This is a genomic window from Paenibacillus sp. P22, assembly GCF_000469945.2.
In the GTDB taxonomy this organism is placed as follows: domain Bacteria; phylum Bacillota; class Bacilli; order Paenibacillales; family Paenibacillaceae; genus Paenibacillus_O; species Paenibacillus_O humicus.
This window is the reverse complement of record NZ_CBRA020000045.1, coordinates 18,770-35,331: the sequence shown is the minus strand read 5'-3', so window position 1 is coordinate 35,331 and position 16,562 is coordinate 18,770. Positions and strand designations below refer to the sequence as shown.

At 58.6% G+C, this 16,562-nt stretch carries 14 protein-coding genes, 1 tRNA gene and 1 pseudogene; 3 read left to right on the top strand and 13 right to left on the bottom strand.

All coding sequences use genetic code 11. The annotated features are described in order from the left end of the window. Positions 1-16: 16 nt before the first annotated feature. From BN871_RS08430 to BN871_RS08375, 12 genes are all read right to left on the bottom strand, one after another. Positions 17-967, bottom strand: a complete 951-nt coding sequence (locus BN871_RS08430) for an ROK family glucokinase (protein ID WP_048745349.1) — start codon at positions 965-967, stop codon at positions 17-19. Between the two features lie 263 nt (positions 968-1,230). Next, a complete protein-coding gene (gene trxB, locus BN871_RS08425; RefSeq protein WP_021880503.1) occupies positions 1,231-2,178 on the bottom strand; it encodes a thioredoxin-disulfide reductase in 948 nt (315 codons plus the stop codon). A 124-nt stretch (positions 2,179-2,302) separates the two neighbouring features. Further along, a complete protein-coding gene (locus BN871_RS08420; RefSeq protein WP_048745348.1) occupies positions 2,303-4,036 on the bottom strand; it encodes a lipopolysaccharide assembly protein LapB in 1,734 nt (577 codons plus the stop codon). A 209-nt stretch (positions 4,037-4,245) separates the two neighbouring features. Continuing rightward, positions 4,246-5,196 carry a ribose-phosphate pyrophosphokinase gene (locus tag BN871_RS08415; protein ID WP_048745346.1) on the bottom strand — a complete coding sequence of 317 codons (951 nt, stop codon included), beginning with the start codon at positions 5,194-5,196 and terminating at the stop codon, positions 4,246-4,248. Positions 5,197-5,291: 95 nt separating this feature from the next. Further along, a complete protein-coding gene (gene hisJ / locus BN871_RS08410; protein WP_048745370.1) occupies positions 5,292-6,098 on the bottom strand; it encodes a histidinol-phosphatase HisJ in 807 nt (268 codons plus the stop codon). A gap of 280 nt (positions 6,099-6,378) precedes the next feature. Then, positions 6,379-6,687, bottom strand: coding sequence for a hypothetical protein (locus tag BN871_RS08405; RefSeq protein WP_048745345.1), 309 nt, complete (start codon positions 6,685-6,687; stop codon positions 6,379-6,381). 15 nt (positions 6,688-6,702) lie between these two features. Continuing rightward, positions 6,703-7,617: a DMT family transporter gene (locus BN871_RS08400; RefSeq protein ID WP_048745344.1), complete on the bottom strand. Its 915-nt coding sequence runs from the start codon at positions 7,615-7,617 to the stop codon at positions 6,703-6,705. A gap of 84 nt (positions 7,618-7,701) precedes the next feature. Next, positions 7,702-8,811, bottom strand: coding sequence for a flavodoxin-dependent (E)-4-hydroxy-3-methylbut-2-enyl-diphosphate synthase (ispG, locus tag BN871_RS08395; protein ID WP_048745342.1), 1,110 nt, complete (start codon positions 8,809-8,811; stop codon positions 7,702-7,704). Between the two features lie 129 nt (positions 8,812-8,940). Next, positions 8,941-10,197: an ATP-dependent protease ATP-binding subunit ClpX gene (gene clpX / locus BN871_RS08390; RefSeq protein ID WP_021878862.1), complete on the bottom strand. Its 1,257-nt coding sequence runs from the start codon at positions 10,195-10,197 to the stop codon at positions 8,941-8,943. Positions 10,198-10,221: 24 nt separating this feature from the next. Then, entirely contained in the window at positions 10,222-10,818 is a 597-nt protein-coding gene (clpP, locus tag BN871_RS08385) for an ATP-dependent Clp endopeptidase proteolytic subunit ClpP (RefSeq protein ID WP_048745341.1), read from the bottom strand. Positions 10,819-11,075: 257 nt separating this feature from the next. Beyond that, complete coding sequence (gene tig, locus BN871_RS08380; RefSeq protein WP_021878860.1) at positions 11,076-12,377, bottom strand: trigger factor; 1,302 nt, start codon at positions 12,375-12,377, stop codon at positions 11,076-11,078. Positions 12,378-12,476: 99 nt separating this feature from the next. Further along, a complete protein-coding gene (locus tag BN871_RS08375; protein WP_232312908.1) occupies positions 12,477-13,445 on the bottom strand; it encodes a hypothetical protein in 969 nt (322 codons plus the stop codon). A 188-nt stretch (positions 13,446-13,633) separates the two neighbouring features. On the opposite strand from BN871_RS08375, the gene BN871_RS08370 reads away from it, so the two are divergent. Both BN871_RS08370 and BN871_RS08365 read left to right on the top strand, forming a co-directional pair. Next, a tRNA-Arg gene (locus tag BN871_RS08370) sits at positions 13,634-13,710 on the top strand. 129 nt (positions 13,711-13,839) lie between these two features. Then, positions 13,840-14,264, top strand: a pseudogene (locus BN871_RS08365) (EamA family transporter). A 98-nt stretch (positions 14,265-14,362) separates the two neighbouring features. Here the strand turns inward: BN871_RS08365 and BN871_RS08360 are convergent. Continuing rightward, a complete protein-coding gene (locus BN871_RS08360) occupies positions 14,363-15,304 on the bottom strand; it encodes a sugar-binding transcriptional regulator (protein ID WP_048745339.1) in 942 nt (313 codons plus the stop codon). Between the two features lie 268 nt (positions 15,305-15,572). On the opposite strand from BN871_RS08360, the gene BN871_RS08355 reads away from it, so the two are divergent. After that, positions 15,573-16,487: a YihY/virulence factor BrkB family protein gene (locus tag BN871_RS08355; RefSeq protein WP_232312906.1), complete on the top strand. Its 915-nt coding sequence runs from the start codon at positions 15,573-15,575 to the stop codon at positions 16,485-16,487. Positions 16,488-16,562: the final 75 nt, after the last annotated feature.

Below are 16,562 nucleotides of genomic sequence, written 5' to 3'. Positions count from 1 at the left end.
CGGTTGGCTTCGCCTGCTAGGAGCGGAGAATGAGTCCGGCCGCGCCGACGACGCCTGCATCGTTGCCCAGTGTAGCGGCGACGATCTCCACGCCTTCCTTGGCTTGGTCCTGCGTATATTTGGCGAACACTTCGCGGATCTGATCGAACAGGAAATCGCCGGCCTTGGCGACGCCTCCGCCGATGATGAAGCGCTGCGGATTCAGGGTGACAGCGGTGGCCGCCATCGACCGGCCCAGGTAATAGGCGGCGCGGTTCACGATGCGGGCCGCCACCTCGTCGCCCGCTTTGGCGGCGTCGATGACTTCCTTGGCCATGATGTTGGGCTCGAGAGACAGCGACGTGCGGTCGCCGCGCTCCACGGCATCCTTGGCCATGCGGATGATGCCGGTGGCGGAGGATACCGTCTCCAGGCAGCCGGTTTTGCCGCAAGTGCACTGGATCGCTTCCAGATCGGGCACGATCGACATGTGGCCGAGCTCTCCGGCCATGCCGCCGAAGCCTTCATAGATGCGGCCGTTGATGATGACTCCGCCCCCTACGCCGGTGCCGAGCGTGTAGCAGACGCAGTTCGGAATGCCGCGGCCCGCTCCGGCCCAAGCTTCGCCGAGAGCGGCGACATTGGCGTCGTTGTTGACCTTGACGGTCTTGTTCAGCTTCTCTTCAAGCAGCTGCTTGAGAGGCACGTTGCGTATATTCAAATTGTTGGAGAACTTCACGATGCCATTCGGGATGTCCAGGAAACCTGCGATCCCGACGCCGACTCCGCCTACTTGTTCCCAGGCAAAGCCCGCCTCGCCGACGACATGGCGCACGTACGCCACAATGTTGTCCACGATGCGCTCTGCGCCCTGGGAAGCTTCCGTCGGGCCCTCATACGTCCGGAGCAAATCGCCCACCGCGCTGCAAACTCCAACTTTGATGGCGGTGCCGCCGATATCCGCTCCAACGTAGATTGTTTCTGACATGTGTTAGCCACCTCAATTATAAGTTAACTTCTTTAAGTTACTATAAGGCAAGCCATAGTCCAGGTCAAGGTAACAACGCGGCCCGGCGAATCGCGCCGCCATGGCGTCTTCCGGTTCCAAGCTCGGCGGCGAAAATCCCGGAAAACGGCGAAATCGAGCCTGCAACTCTCCCTATCGGAACCGAATCTCCCCGGAAAGGGTAAAAAAGCCGCCACCCGGTCAACTGGCATTGATCCGGATAGCAGCCTATGGGATAAGCTCGATTACAGCGTCTGGCTCCAGTCATGCACCATGGAGCCTTCCAGGTACTTCTCGCAGTCCAGCGCTGCCATGCAGCCGCTGCCGGCGGCCGTAATGGCCTGGCGGTACTTCAAGTCCTGCACGTCGCCGCAAGCGAATACGCCCGGGACGTTCGTTTCCGTCGTTCCCGGCTTCACCATGATGTAGCCATGATCGTCGGTGTCGATCTGGCCGCCCAGGAACTTCGTGTTCGGCGTGTGGCCGATGGCGACGAAGATGCCGTTGGTCTCGAGGATCTCCTCTTGGCCGCTCTCGTTGTTGCGGACCTTCAGTCCGGTCACGCCGAGCGGGCCTGCAACGACTTCAACCGGCGTGCGGTTGAGGGCGAAGCTGATCTTCTCGTTGTCGCGGGCGCGGTCCTGCATGATTTTGGATGCGCGCATCTCGTCGCGGCGGTGGACCAGGTCGACGTTGGTCGCAAAGCGGGTGAGGAAGTTGGCCTCCTCCATGGCGGAATCTCCGCCTCCGACCACGATGATCTTTTTGCCGCGGAAGAAGAAGCCGTCGCAAGTGGCGCAAGTGCTGACTCCGCGTCCGACGTTCTCCTTCTCTCCGGGAATGCCGAGGTAACGCGCGGATGCGCCGGTCGAGATGATCAGGGATTCGGCGACAAGCTCGCCTTGGCCTTCCACCTGGATCTTGAACGGACGCTCCGACAGGTCGACGCTGTTGACCCAGCCCGTACGGAATTCAGCGCCGAAACGCTCGGCCTGCTTGCGCATGTTGGCCATGAGCTCAGGACCCATGATGCCATCCGGGAATCCGGGGAAGTTCTCGACTTCCGTCGTCGTCGTCAGCTGGCCGCCCGGCTCCGGTCCTTCGATGACGAGAGGGCTGAGGTTGGCGCGGGCCAGATAGATCGCAGCGGTCAAACCGGACGGGCCGGTACCGATGATAATGGACTTGTACATGGATGTTACCTCCTAAATTGCCTGCTTGATTATAATTATTCTTATTCTAATCCATGGCAGGGCAATCCGTCAAAGACGCCGCCGCTTCTTCATGAAACGTTCATGGTGCTGGATGAAGCTTCCATCAAGGAAGGAAGACCGCCCGGATGCTCTTGGCCTTTTCCTTGATGCCGCATACTTCATCGATGCGCTTCGCGTTCTTGCTGACGGTGGCGACCGATGTTCCGTAGCGCTGGGCCACTTCTTGGTAGGAGATGGCGCGGCGGTGCATCTTGGCCGTCAAGTATTCCAGCGCGGCAGACCATCCTTCCGCCTTGCCCAGCTTCGGCACATCGGGATAGACGCGAGTCAGGAAGTCGACCCAGAGCGTCATCAGCTCATATTGCTGGATCAAGCCGTACTGTTTGCCCATTTTCTCATAGGCCGCATCCAGCACCAGCTGCCATTTCTCTTCCCATACCGGCAGCCTGGACGGCCCGGAGCCCGGGGCAAGCTGCCTGGCTTCTCCCCCCATCACCGCGGGAAGGGTATCCTCCACGCCGATGGAACGAAGAGCGAACAGCGCCATCCGCTTGAGATCGTCATCCTCCTCCGGTTCGAGCAGGAGCGCCTGAAGGGCTTCCTTCACCTCATGATCCGCGATCAAGGCGAGCGCCTGAATCACCTGAAGCTTCGTCTTGCGGTCTCCGTTGCGCAGCGCCCAGAAGAAGGAGGACCGCACGAGAGGATTCGTCTTCATGCCGTCCGGCATGCCGCCCGGCAGCTTCTCCCACATCCGGAACTGCTCCTCGAACGGAAGGTGGTAGTGGTAGCTGGCCGCGATCGGCTCCCCGGCAAGCTCCCCCCGCTGAAGCTGCTCCAGATAGTAAGGGGCGACATCGGACTGCGGGTCCCGCTTCAGCGCGTGGCGCCACAGCTGGCGGGCTTCCTCCGGGCGGCCGACATGGACCGCGGCGACGGCGGCATAGTGGTACAAGGACCCGTCGCTCTCCGCCGAACCGTCCTTGATCAGGCGCTTGAAGTGGCGCAGCGCACACTCGTGCTCCCCTAGAATACCCATCGTAGTGGCCAATTTAAACACATGCTCCTGATGAAAAGGAAGCGTACGGCTCAGCAAGCCGGCCAAAGGCGCGAGCTTTTCCGCATCCCCGGCATGCTGATAGAAAATAGCCAGATTGCAGAGAGCGTGGAGATTCCCTTCCTCCAGCTCGAGCACTTCGAGAATCGTTTCCATTGCCCTCTCGAATTGCCCCATATAATAGTAAGCCAGCGCCAGATTGTTGCGCGCGGCCAGAAAGTCGGCATTGCCGGCAACGATCGATTCCAGCAGCTTGGCGGCCTGGGCGAACTTGCCTTCCTCCAGAAGAGCGCGGGCCTGGTCATGCTCGGCGGCTCCGCCGCGGGCTTTGATCGTGACGACCGGGGTCGGACGCTTCAGCTCGTACTGCAGCAGCTCCATCATTTCCTCGGCGTCCTCCAGGTAATGCCCTTCCGCGTCTTCTTCCAGGTAGCGGACAAGCGCATGCTCCGCCTTGTCGTACTGCTCCATATTGGCGTAGTTGTTGGCCAGATAGAAGTAACATTCCGTCATGCCCGAATCGACGGACTCCAGAATCTCGATCAGAATCCGGTTCGATTCCTCGTAGCTGCCCATCTCCGACAGGATGCCGGCCAGATTGCAGTGATTGACGGGATTCTCCGGCTCGTACTCGACGGCCCGGCGGAAATACTTCAGCGCCTTGTCGTAGTGATAGCGGTCCATCGAGCGTACGGCGCGCTCGAAGAAGAACGTTGCGTCCCACTGGATCGGTATAATCTTTGCTGCCTGGTCCGCAGCCGTTCTTTTCTCCTCTTCCACCCGGTCAAGGCACCTCCTTCTTCTATCTCCCAAAACTCGAATGCATCCGATTATACCATAACCATTCCTTCCTTACACGGTAGAAAATGTGGAATGAACCGCTCGTTCCCCATGAGAAAAAAAGCGGAAGGCCGGGATCGGCCTTCCGCGTTGATGATGCCGGCTCTCCCTCGCCGATTGGGAAGGGAGCCCGTCCGCCTCCGAGGCGGCTAGATGCCGGCGTTCTTGAACAGGGTGCTGATGGAGCCGCCCTGCATGATGATCTTGGTCGCATCCGCGAGCATAGGCGCGACGGAGAGAACCTTGAAGCGGTCGGAGCGGATCTCGGGAAGCGTAATCGAATCCGTCACGACGACCTCCTTGATCAGAGGATGGTCCAGCTTCTGGATGGCGTTGCCGGAGAAGAGCGGGTGCGTCGCGCAGACGTACACGTCCTCGGCCCCGCGCTCCTTGAGCCCCTCGACGACGTTGACGATCGTCGTGCCGGTATCGATCAGATCCTCGATGATGATCGGCGTCTGCCCTTCCACGTCCCCGATGACGTGGGTGATGACCGACTCGTTGTGGGCCGGGCGTTTTTTGATCATGATTGCGAATGGCGAGTCCAGGTAGTTGGCCAGCTTCTCGGCGGTAGACGCCCGGCCTGCATCCGGAGATACGACGACGGGATTCTTGATGTTCTTGCTCTTGAGATAATCGCTGATAAGGTCAAGAGCCGTGAGATGGTCTACCGGAATATTGAAGAAGCCTTGGATAGCCGGAGCATGAAGATCGATGGTGATGATGCGCGTCGCTCCGACGGTAGTCAGGATGTCCGCCAGCATCTTGGCCGAAATCGGCTCGCGCGGCGCGGACTTGCGCTCCTGGCGCGCATAGCCGTAGTACGGCATGATGATGTTGACGGTCTTGGCCGATGCGCGCTTGGCGGCATCGATCATGACGAGAAGCTCCACCAGATGCTCGTTGATGGGATACGAGAACGACTGCACCAGGAACACGTGGCAGTTCCGGATCGTCTCCTCGTAGTGGCAGTAAATCTCTCCGCTCTTGAACTTGGACAGCTTGATCGCCCCGAGCGGCAGTCCCAGTTCCCCGCTGATCTTCTTCGCCAGTTCCGGATTCGACGAACCCGAGAAAATTCGCAACTTGTCGCTAAACATGATACCCTCCTGAGCGTTCCAACCAAAAATTTGACATCATCCTGCTAAACCCCTGCATGTTCGACACGTCTATTATACATGGTATGCCGCAGAATTCAAAAATCGATAAGTAACCGTTTTCGGCTCTGGAACGTGGCAAGCTGCCCGTAACCGGCTTCTTTCAGCCTCATGCGCGCTTCCGGCAAGTATTGCTCCAGCCGCTCCGGCTGATGGCAGTCGGAGCCGAGAGTGACCGGAATGCCGAGCTCGCACGCTTTTTTCAGCATCCGGGGTCCAGGGAACATCACCGCGCAAGGCATCCGCAGTCCCGATGCGTTCAGCTCGATCGCCAGATCGGCCTCCCGGACCGCTTCCAGCGCCGCATCCTCCAGACGGGTCACATCGTCCTGGGGACGGAAGCCGAACCGCTTGATGACGTCGATATGCCCGATATAATCGTACAGGCCGCTTCGCGCGGCTTTGCCTACCGCATCGTAGTAGCGCTCGTAGACGGCCATAGGGTCGCGCATCTCCCAGCCGCCCGTCTGCCGATAGTCGGTAATGTCCCATGTGCCGAGAAAATGGACCGAGCCGATGACGTAATCCCACGGATAGGCATCGATCAGCTCCGCTATTTTTTCCTCGTAGCCTTCGATATAATCGCCTTCCATTCCGACCCGGATATCGATGTCGCCTTTGTATTTCTCCTTGAGCGCGAGCGCTTCTTCGACGTAGCGGGGAAGCTCGTCCATCGCCATCGCCATTCCGGGATAATACTCATGCGGCTTGACGTGCAGCAGCGGCATATGGTCGGACAGGCCGATCTGGTGCAGTCCGGTCGCAATCGCTTGGCGGACGTAGTCCTCCAGGCCGCCGACGGCATGGCCGCAGCGCTCGTGGTGGGTGTGGTAGTCGATGCGGATGCTCATTGGGTTTTCTCCTTCGCTTGGATGGAATTCGCTTGCGCGTGTGGGCCGCTTCGCGGGTGGTACGCTTCGCGGACGGGTATGACAATCGGTACGCTTCGCGGCTGAAATTTCTATGCACGTAAGAACCGCTGCGCGGCTGACCATTCTTCCGATCGCTGTTGAAGCCATATTCTATTCATTAAAAGGTATTTATAGGTAAGAATATGTCTTCAAAGGCGACCACTTCCGTTTCTTCAGAACGGTCGGTCCGCTTCCGCGGCAATGTGCATGAAAATCAAGCGCAACGATAAGCGCACGCGGGCTCGGCTTCGCGGCGCGATGAGCGCACGCGGCGAGCGAGATTCAATCCGAATTGCAGCTCCTGCACATCCTCGCATCCCTCTGCGGCTTCGACGGCCATGCCTTGATGGAATTTCGACGAATCCAACAAACGCAGCTTCTCGAGCATGCCGGAACAGCGGTCCGATACTCGAGAAGCATGCCGGAACAGCGGTCCGATGCAAATGCCCGGCACAGCTTCGTGCAGCATGCCGGACAGCGGTCCGCTTAAGCAAAACATCAAAAAGCGCATGCCTGCCAGCATGCGCTCCGCTTGCGGCTATGACGCCGCCGGCTTCGATTCCGTCTTTTCTTTTTCAGACCCCGTCCTCCGGTTCACGAGCACGATGCTGGCCAGCACGAGAACAAGCCCCGCGACAAGCCGCATTGTCACCTGCTCTCCCATGAACAGCACGCTGACGATCAAGGCCACGACCGGAATGAGGAATGTGTATACCCCGACTGTACTCGCCTGCCCCGAACCGACCAGCGTGAAGAAAGCCAGCCATCCGAGCGCGATGACAAATACAGAAATAAAGACGAGCTCAAGCCAGAAAGTTCCCGTCCAGCGGATAGCGGCGTACGATTCCGATGCGGCTGCGCCGGAAGCGAACAGAAGGACGCTGCCGATTAGAAGCTGCATGGCGGTCATCCATACGATATCGACCCGGCCTCCCACCCGCTTCATGTAGACCGTTCCGATGCACCAGCTCAGCGCCGAGGCCAGCGCCAGCAGCACGCCTTCGAGCGATAATCCGGAGCCGATGCTGCCGACGCTGATGACGGCCACGCCGGCGAAGCCGACCAGCAGGCCGGCCAGCTTGGACCCGTGCATGCCTTCGCCCAGCCATAGCCAGGCTGCGATTCCCAGAAGGACCGGCTGCAGGAATACGATCGCGGAAAACAGGCCCGCCGGCATGTATTGGAGGCCGACCGTCTGCAGCCCATAGTACAACGTAATGTTGAGCACGCCGGCTGCCGCATAATAGATCCCGTTCGACCTCAGCCGCAGCTGTCTCCATCGGGGAGCTGCGACGGCGCACAGGATCAGTCCCCCAAGCAGCGTCCTCAGTCCTGCGAACAGGAGAGGGGGGCTGAATTGAAGGGCCGCCTTGGACAGCGGCCAGTTGACGCCCCATACGAGAATGAGAAAAGCCAGATAACTGACAGTCTGTCTCTTCGAAAGCTTGCTCAAGATCAACCCTTCTCTCTTGAATCTGGCCATGAAAAAAACCGGCAGCGCTAGGGCTGGCCGGTCATGACCGTCTTTACGTGCGGCTTACGCAGGCAGATGCTCCTTGCGCCCCGGAATTTCTCCCGTCGCCTCGAACACGCGGACGATTTCGTCGATTTCCTTCTTGAGCTCCGAGAGCAGCTCCTGCTCGGGAACTTTGCGGATCATCTCTCCATACCGGAACAGCATGCCTTCCCCGCGCGCGCCGGCGATGCCGATATCGGCTTCGCGAGCTTCGCCGGGACCGTTGACGGCGCAGCCGAGCACCGACACCTTGATCGGAACCTTGATCTTGGAGATGTACTCCTCGACTTCATTGGCGATGGAGAACAAGTCGATATCGAGCCGGCCGCAAGTCGGACAGGAGATAAGCGTCGCCGCGTTGGTGATGAGTCCGAATGTCTTCAGCAGCTCGCGCGCGACCTTGACCTCTTCGACCGGGTCCGCGCTCAGCGAGATGCGTACGGTGTTGCCGATGCCCATCGCGAGCAGGGCGCCGATGCCGGCCGAGCTCTTGATCGTGCCGGAATGGAGCGTCCCCGCCTCGGTAATGCCCAGATGGAGCGGATACTTGATCTTCTCGGCCGCCATGCTGTAGGCCGCGATCGCCATCGGCACGTCGGATGCCTTGAGCGACACGATGATGTCATGGAAATCGAGCTCTTCGAGAATGCCGATATGGAAGAGCGCGCTCTCTACCATCGCTTCGGGAGTCGGATAGCCGTACTTCTCCAGCAGATGGTTTTCCAGGGAACCTGCGTTGACACCGATCCGAATCGGAATGCCCTTGTCCTTGCAGGCTTTGACGACCGCTTCGACTTTCTCGCGGCGGCCGATGTTGCCGGGATTGATGCGGACCTTGTCCACCCCGTTCTCGATCGCCAGCAAGGCAAGCCGATAATCGAAGTGAATGTCGGCGACGAGCGGAATATGGATGCGGCTCTTGATCTCCTTGATCGCTTCCGCCGCTTCCTTGTTGTTGACCGTAACCCGGACGACCTGGCAGCCGGCTTCCTCCAGACGGAGTATCTCCGCTACCGTCGCTTCCACATCCGCGGTCTTGGTCGTGCACATGCTCTGGATGATGACTTCGTTGCTGCCCCCGATCGTCAGATCCCCTACTCGGACGGGCACGGTGTCTTTGCGAGAATACATTATGATCTCTCCCTATGAAACGCCAAAGTCCACCCTGCGAGGACCGCTGAAAAAAGGTCCGGCAGGGTGGAACGATGACGAGAGTTAAGGCTTGAAGCCCGTCATCGAAGGATGTTTCGTCCCTTCAACTCAGGCGCTTTCTTCTTTTTTCTTGCCCTTTTTGGCGGTCAGCTCCGGAATGACCCGGTCTTGGACAACCTTCTCGGTGATGACGCAGGTGCTCATCTCCTCGCGTGAAGGAGCTTCGTACATGATCTCCAGCATGATGCCCTCGATGATGGCGCGGAGGCCGCGAGCGCCGGTGTTGCGCTTGATCGCTTCCTTCGCGATGGCGTCCAGGGCGCCTGCATCGAACTCGAGCTTGACATTGTCCATCTCCAGAAGCTTTTGGTACTGCTTCACGAGAGCGTTCTTCGGTTCGGACAAAATGCGCACCAGAGCCGGCTCGTCAAGCGGCTCCAGCGTCGAGATGACCGGCAGCCGGCCGACGAATTCCGGAATCAAGCCGAATTTCAGCAGATCTTCCGGCAGCACGAGGGAAAGGTATTCCCCGGCTTTCATGTCTTTGGTGCCGTCCGCGCCGGTGCTGAAGCCGATCACTTTTTTGCCGATGCGGCGCTTGATGATCTGCTCCAGGCCGTCGAACGCGCCGCCGCAGATGAACAGGATATTCGTCGTGTCGATCTGGATGAATTCCTGATGCGGATGCTTGCGTCCGCCCTGCGGAGGAACGGATGCCACGGTGCCTTCGAGGATTTTGAGCAGCGCCTGCTGCACGCCCTCGCCGGACACGTCGCGGGTAATGGATGGATTCTCGGACTTGCGGGCCACTTTATCGATTTCGTCGATGTAGATGATGCCGCGCTCGGCCTTCTCGACATCGTAATCGGCGGCCTGAATAAGCTTGAGAAGGATGTTCTCGACGTCCTCGCCCACATAGCCGGCTTCCGTGAGGGAAGTCGCGTCGGCAATGGCGAACGGAACGTTGAGGATCTTGGCCATCGTCTGCGCCAGAAGCGTCTTGCCGGAGCCTGTAGGGCCGACGAGCATGATGTTGCTCTTCTGCAGCTCTACGTCTTCCAGCTTGTTCTGGGAATTGACGCGCTTGTAATGGTTGTATACCGCTACGGACAGCGATTTCTTCGCGGCTTCCTGGCCGATGACGTAGGAGTCCAGAATGCCGCGGATATCCTTCGGCTTCGGAATATCCTTCAGATCGAGCTCTTCTTCGTGGCCGAGCTCTTCTTCGACGATCTCGGTGCACAGCTCGATGCATTCATCGCATATATAAACGCCGGGACCGGCTACCAGCTTGCGTACTTGATCCTGGGACTTGCCGCAGAACGAGCATTTGAGCTGGCCCTTTTCTTCGTTGAATTTAAACACTTGATCACCCCTTGGAGGAAGATGTTACAGAACTCCGGCTTCCGGAACGGCAATAACCTTGTCGATCAGACCGTATGCCTGGGCTTCGTCCGCGCTCATGAAGTTGTCGCGGTCCGTATCCCGGTCGATCTTCTCGTAAGGCTGTCCTGTGCGGTCGACATAGATCTGGTTCAGCTTCTGCTTGGTCTTGAGAATCCAGTCCGCGTGGATCTTGATGTCCGAGGCCTGGCCTCGAACGCCGCCCAGCGGCTGATGGATCATGACCTCGCTGTTGGGAAGCGAGAAGCGCTTGCCCTTGGCTCCTGCGGTCAGCAGCAGGGACCCCATGCTGGCGGCCATGCCTACGCAGATCGTGGAAACATCCGGCTTGATGAATTGCATTGTATCATAAATACCCATGCCGGCCGTGACCGAACCGCCGGGCGAGTTGATGTACAGGTGGATATCCTTCTCCGGATCGTCAGCCGCAAGGAAGAGCAGCTGGGCGATGATGGAATTGGCGACGTCATCGTCGATGGCGCTGCCAAGAAAGATAATCCTGTCCTTGAGGAGACGGGAATAGATATCGTAAGATCGTTCACCGCGGTTTGTCTGTTCGACTACGATAGGGACCAAATTCATGCGACCAACCTACTTTCCATTGTGGAATTCAGATACACGACCATTTTATCACGTTCGGACATCCCCTGTCATTTTTGCAGGCAGTACGGGGATGAACGCGAAAGTTCCGGCTGTGTTGAATCTTATGTAGGGGGGAACTCCCCCATTCCTTCGGCAGCGCAATCCATGCCGAAGCGGCACTCATAAAGCTTATGTGGTAAAAATAAGGCACGTGCGGATGACGTGCCTTACGGGATGCTTCCTCGGACGCGGAATTCTTAAGCGACTTCGGTTGCGACTTTGCTGTTGTCAAGAAGGAACTTGATCGTCTTGCGAAGCTTCAGGTCTTCCTTCATGTTGTCGAGGTTGCCGTTGCGCTCGAAGATCTCGCGCAGCTCGGCTGCCGGACGGTTGTAGGATTTGGACAGGTTCTCGAGCTCTTCGCCGACTTCGTCCTCGGAGATCTCGATGTTCTCCTGCTTGGCGATGGCATCCAGAACCAGGTTGTTCAGGACGCGCTTCTGGGCGTCGGCGCGCATCTGCTCGCGCAGAGCGGCTTCGTCCTGGCCGGAGAACTGGTAGTACAGGTCCATGTTGAGGCCTTGCTGGCGGATGCGGTTCTCGAAGTCGCGGAGCAGGAAGTCCACTTCGCTGTTGATCATCGCTTCCGGAATTTCAACTTCGGCAGCTTCGGCAACCTTGTCGACGAGCGCGTTCTCGCGAGCCTGCTCGCTCTCTTGCTGCTTGCGCTCCTTGAGCTTGGAGGACAGATCCTGCTTGAACTCGTCCAGCGTATCGAACTCGCTCACATCCTTGGCGAACTCGTCGTCCAGGGCAGGCAGGTTCTTGCGCTTGATTTCATGCAGCTTGACCTTGAATACGGCAGGCTTGCCGGCCAGGTTCTCCGCATGGTACTCCTCGGGGAAAGTCACTTCGACGTCCTTGAAGTCTCCCGTCGCCATGCCGACGACCTGCTCCTCAAAGCCTGGGATGAAGGAGTTGGAGCCCAGCTCGAGCGTGTAACGCTCGGCTTGTCCGCCTTCGAAAGCCTCTCCGTCGACGAAGCCTTCGAAATCGATGACGGTTACGTCGCCGTTCTCGGCAGCGCCTTCTTCAACGACAACGAGCTCGGCATGGCGCTGCTGGAGGCGATCCAGCTCCGCGCTCAGCTCTTCTTCGGTTACTTCGGCATCGGCCGCCGCAACTTCGACGCCTTTGTAATCGCCAAGCTTCACTTCGGGCTTGACGGTTACTTTTGCCTTGAATTTGAAGGATTCGCCCTTGGCGAACTGCTCGATGTCGATCTCCGGACGGTCAACCGGCTCTACGCCCGTTTCCTTGAGGGCATCGGCATACGCCGTCGGAAGCAGGATGTCGATCGCGTCCTGGTAGAGGCTCTCCACGCCGAAGCGGGATTCGAACATGCCCCGCGGTACTTTGCCTTTGCGGAAGCCCGGAACGTTCACGCGGCCTACGACTTTCTTGAATGCCTGGTCGAGCGCGTCCTTGACCTGCTCCGCTCCGACTTCAACGTCGATCGAGACGACGTTCGTTTCTATTTTCTCCCAAGTAGCTGCCATTTATGCTGTCCCCTCCAAAAAATAGGCGCCTTGCGCCGAATATACACGTGTAATAAACCACTCCATTATAATGAATCCGCCCATCGATTACAAGAGAAGTCAGCGTTCGCCGTATCCTTCCTGCAAATCCGTTATTTGGCGCAGGGAGCGGCAAGCCTGCTCGTAGCGGAATCGGAGCTCTCCGGTAATGCCGTATGTATGCCTGATCTCGTCCTCATCCGCGGACCCGTATACAGCCAGCAGAAGGGTAAGGTGAAGCGCCGCCGCATGGCTGTCGACTGCGGCCTCTTCCTCGCTCAGCATGCGCTCGTAGGCCGAGCTGCCGTAAAGGTACTGCAGGCACTCCTTCCACAGCTCGCGGGCGAAATGCGGAAGCGTCGGATCCGCCGTCTCGGCGACTCCCTCCACCCTCTCCACGATGCGCCGCACCGGAACGGGGTAGTCCTCCAGAGCGAGCGGGGTGCGTTCAATCTCCAGCTCGACCCGCTCGCCGAGACGCTCCAGCCGCACGGTCCCGGCCACGCCTCTGCGCTTCAGGCACTGCAGAGCCTTGTACTGGACGACGGGATGAAGCTTCTCTTCCTCCAGCCAGCCGAGAATCGAGTCGTCGACCTCGGGGCTTCGCAAATGAGCCGCCCTCTCCAGCGCGAGCAGCTGCTGGTCGAGCATCGGGTGGTTCTTCATGATATACAGAACCTGCTGCACGTAGGATTCGTCCTGATCCCCGCCCGACAGCGCAGCCTGGCGAAGCTCTTCCTCGTCGGGATCCTCCTCCTCCCTGTCCCCCGTATCGGGAAATGCCGCTTCCAGCCAGGCCAGAAGATTTTCCCATTCCTCATAGTTGCGCTGCTCGCCGCGCGTCTGCAGCAGGAACTGGAGCAGCCTCTTGGCCTCTCCATACTGCTCGGCTTCGAGCATCCGCGTCAGCTGCTCCTGATAGTGATCGAGCGTCCCGGGCAGCAGATAGACATTATGTTCTTTCTCCTCGCGGGGAAAATCGTTGGAAGTCGTAATGGTACCACCGCCTTGTTGTCTCTGACGCCAATTATTCACCAAATTACGCGTCAATTATAACATGCCATACTCAAAAGGAGAACTTTAGGCCCGCTGCAAGCGTTCGGAAGGCCGCGGGACGCCTCTGTGAAACCGGTTGAAAAAACAGTTCGCAAAAAGCTTGATTTATGCAAGTTATTCCTGTAGTATCAGGAAGTATCATTTTTCGAGGTCCGCAGCATCAGCTGTCCGGCTTCCCAGTTGTCCCGGTAGCTCAGTCGGATAGAGCATGCGCCTTCTAAGCGCACGGTCGGGGGTTCGAATCCCTTCCGGGACGCCATTTTCCTGATCCGGCCCAAGCTCCTTCTTCGAGAAGGGGCTTTTTTCTATGCCCGCGCATGGATTCTCCTTCCCCACGCACACTAGAGATATAGGCCGGTCTAATCGGCAACCCTGGAGGTGCACGCCCATGCTCTGGCTCCCGCTCGCCCTGCTCTCCGCGGCAGCAGCCGCTCTCGTCTCCGTATTCGGCAAGATCGGGCTCCAAGACATAGACGCGAACAGCGCCACGGCCTTGCGCGCGGTCGTCATGGCCTTGTTCCTGCTGGCGGTCGTCGCTGTACAGGGCAAATTCGGCCAGCTGGCCGACATCGCCGCCCACAAGCGCTCGCTCGGCTTCATCGCCCTCAGCGGAACGGCCGGCGCTGTCTCCTGGCTGTTCTACTTCCTCGCCTGAAGGTGGGCAAAGTCGCGCAGGTCGGTCCCGTCGACAAGCTGAGCGTCGTGCTCGCGATCGTCATCGCCGTTCTGTTTCTCGGAGAGAAGCTCACGCTCTGGAACGGTGTCGGAGTCGTCCTGATTGCGGCCGGGGCGATTTTGACCTCGCTCAAATAGCAAAAAACAAAAAAACTGCACCGGCATCTTCCGCTTTGGAAAGACGCGGTGCAGCCCCGCGGAACTCCGCCTGCCTCCGGAACGGAATCGAGGCCGCTTCAGCCGACTATTTCGAGCAGCTGCCTGGCGGTAAAGGAATCCGTCACCACCGTGTTCGGATATCCCCCCCGCATAGCCGCGTACATCGCCTCGACTTTTTTGATGCCGCCCGCAACGAGAATGGAATGCTCCTTGGATCGGAGCTCTTCGAGGCGGATGCCGATCGTGCGCGCATCCAGCTCCTCGTTGCAGATGTCCCCGTCGATGTCGATGAATCGGGAGCAGATATCCCCCTTGCCTGCTCGATGCACGGTCTCCAGCTCCTCCGGCCGCAAATACTGGGCCTGGACAAGCACGGAATCGACGGTCGGCACGCCGACGGTGAACACGGCGATGTTGGCCTCCCTGCCGATCTCCAGAATCTTGGATATGTGGCGGTCCGCTTCAATCGCCCGGCGGACGAAGGGCTCGTCGACGATGGCCGGAAGCGGCAGCAGATGGGGAGGCGTATTGAACGCCCCGCCGAATAAATGAACGATCTCGGAGGCGTATGTATTCGTCTCGGAATAGCTGAGCCCGCCGTTCAGCTGGACGACGCGGACATCCTTGACGCTCTTCATCGGCAGCCTCTGGGCGACCTCGTAAAGCGTCGTTCCCCATGTCACGGCGATCGTATCCCCGGCCTTGACGATCTCGTAGAGGTGGGCGGCGGCCGCTTCGCCGATATATTTCTTCACTACGGCATCGTCATGGGACGGGGTCGAGACGACAATGACCCGGTTAAGCCCGAATGTCTCCTCCAGCCGCCGGCAAATCCGGTCATGGTTCTCCTGCGGATCGTGAATCGTGATCTGGACGATGCCCTCCGTCTTGGCCTGCTGCAGGAATCTCGACACGGTCGGCCGGGATACGCCGAGCAGACGCGCGATATCCTGCTGGCTGTAGTCCATTTGATAATACAGCCTCGCGGCTTCCACCATTTTTTCTATTTTCTCCGACATAGAACCACTCCGTATTCGCGCCGCTGCTTCATTTTGTCCATTATAGAATCCTTTAGCGATTAAAAGCAATGAAAGATTGGCGAAACGGGCGCGCATTGAAAAACGCCGGCGTTTCATCGTTTTTGCCTGCCCTCGCCGGGGTAAAGACATGCAAATGCGCAGGCAAGCGCCGCCGGCCTCTTGTCAGGCAAAGGACATCTGCATGGAGGACATAGAATGCAGGCTTGTGCCGTATCTATTTTACAGACTGAAAACGGAGGGGCCTGTTATGCCGATGAAACAAAAATTCAATCTGAAGGACTTCGTCAAGAACATGATCAGCCGCTTCCAGGATGACGAAGTGCCTGCCATGGGCGCCCAGCTTACCTATTACCTGCTGCTGGCCTTCTTCCCGTTCTTGATCTTCATCGTCAGCATCGTCAGCTTCATGGATATGTCCGGAGACGATGTCATCGAACAATTGCTGCTGCTCATGCCGGAGGACGGGGGCAATACCGTCCGCGACATCATCCATGAAGTGTCCGGCAACCGCAACGGAGCTCTGCTCTCGATCGGGATGATCGCGACCATCTGGGCGGCCTCGAACGGCATCAATGCCGTCATCAAAGGGCTCAACAAAGCCTACGACGAGGAGGAGAACCGCCCCTTCTGGAAAGTCCGGGGCATCTCGATCATCGCGACCATCGTGCTCGCCGTCGTCATCATACTCGTCATGCTCATGCTCGTCTTCGGAAAGACGATCGGCGAATACCTGTTCCAGCTGCTCGACTATCCGAGCGGGTTCGAGCCGATCTGGAATATCGTCAGCTACCTCGTCCCGTTCGCCGCGATGATCATGGTGTTCACCCTGCTGTACTGGATTACGCCCAACCGCCGGCTCTGCTTCCGCGAAGTTCTGCCGGGCGCCGTCTTCGCGACGATCGGATGGATCGCGACCTCGCTCCTGTTCTCGATCTACGTCAATCAATTCGGCAACTACAGCAAAACGTACGGCAGCCTGGGCGGAGTCATCGTCCTTCTTACCTGGCTGTACCTCAGCTCCATCATCATCATTCTCGGCGGCGAGATCAATGCGGCCTTGAAGTTCGGCCAGGACGGCATTCAAAAAAAACCTCAGAAAACGTTCGGCCTGCATCTGCCCTTCACCCGCAAGAACGGGAAAGACAAGCGGATTCCGATGTAAAAGGCTCCCCGCGAACAGAACAACAGGGACGGCCGCCAAGCCATTGAAAAGGCTCGGCGGCCGTCCCTGTTGATG

Bases quoted from the DNA above. Each gene is read 5' to 3' on its own strand.
- BN871_RS08430 (WP_048745349.1), bottom strand. From the start codon at position 967: ATGTCAGAAACAATCTACGTTGGAGCGGATATCGGCGGCACCGCCATC.
- ispG (WP_048745342.1), bottom strand. From the start codon at position 8,811: ATGTATTCTCGCAAAGACACCGTGCCCGTCCGAGTAGGGGATCTGACG.
- BN871_RS08415 (WP_048745346.1), bottom strand. From the start codon at position 5,196: ATGTTTAGCGACAAGTTGCGAATTTTCTCGGGTTCGTCGAATCCGGAA.
- trxB (WP_021880503.1), bottom strand. From the start codon at position 2,178: ATGTACAAGTCCATTATCATCGGTACCGGCCCGTCCGGTTTGACCGCT.
- BN871_RS08360 (WP_048745339.1), bottom strand. From the start codon at position 15,304: ATGTCGGAGAAAATAGAAAAAATGGTGGAAGCCGCGAGGCTGTATTAT.
- tig (WP_021878860.1), bottom strand. From the start codon at position 12,377: ATGGCAGCTACTTGGGAGAAAATAGAAACGAACGTCGTCTCGATCGAC.
- BN871_RS08405 (WP_048745345.1), bottom strand. From the start codon at position 6,687: ATGCTGGCAGGCATGCGCTTTTTGATGTTTTGCTTAAGCGGACCGCTG.
- clpP (WP_048745341.1), bottom strand. From the start codon at position 10,818: ATGAATTTGGTCCCTATCGTAGTCGAACAGACAAACCGCGGTGAACGA.
- BN871_RS08355 (WP_232312906.1), top strand. From the start codon at position 15,573: ATGCCGATGAAACAAAAATTCAATCTGAAGGACTTCGTCAAGAACATG.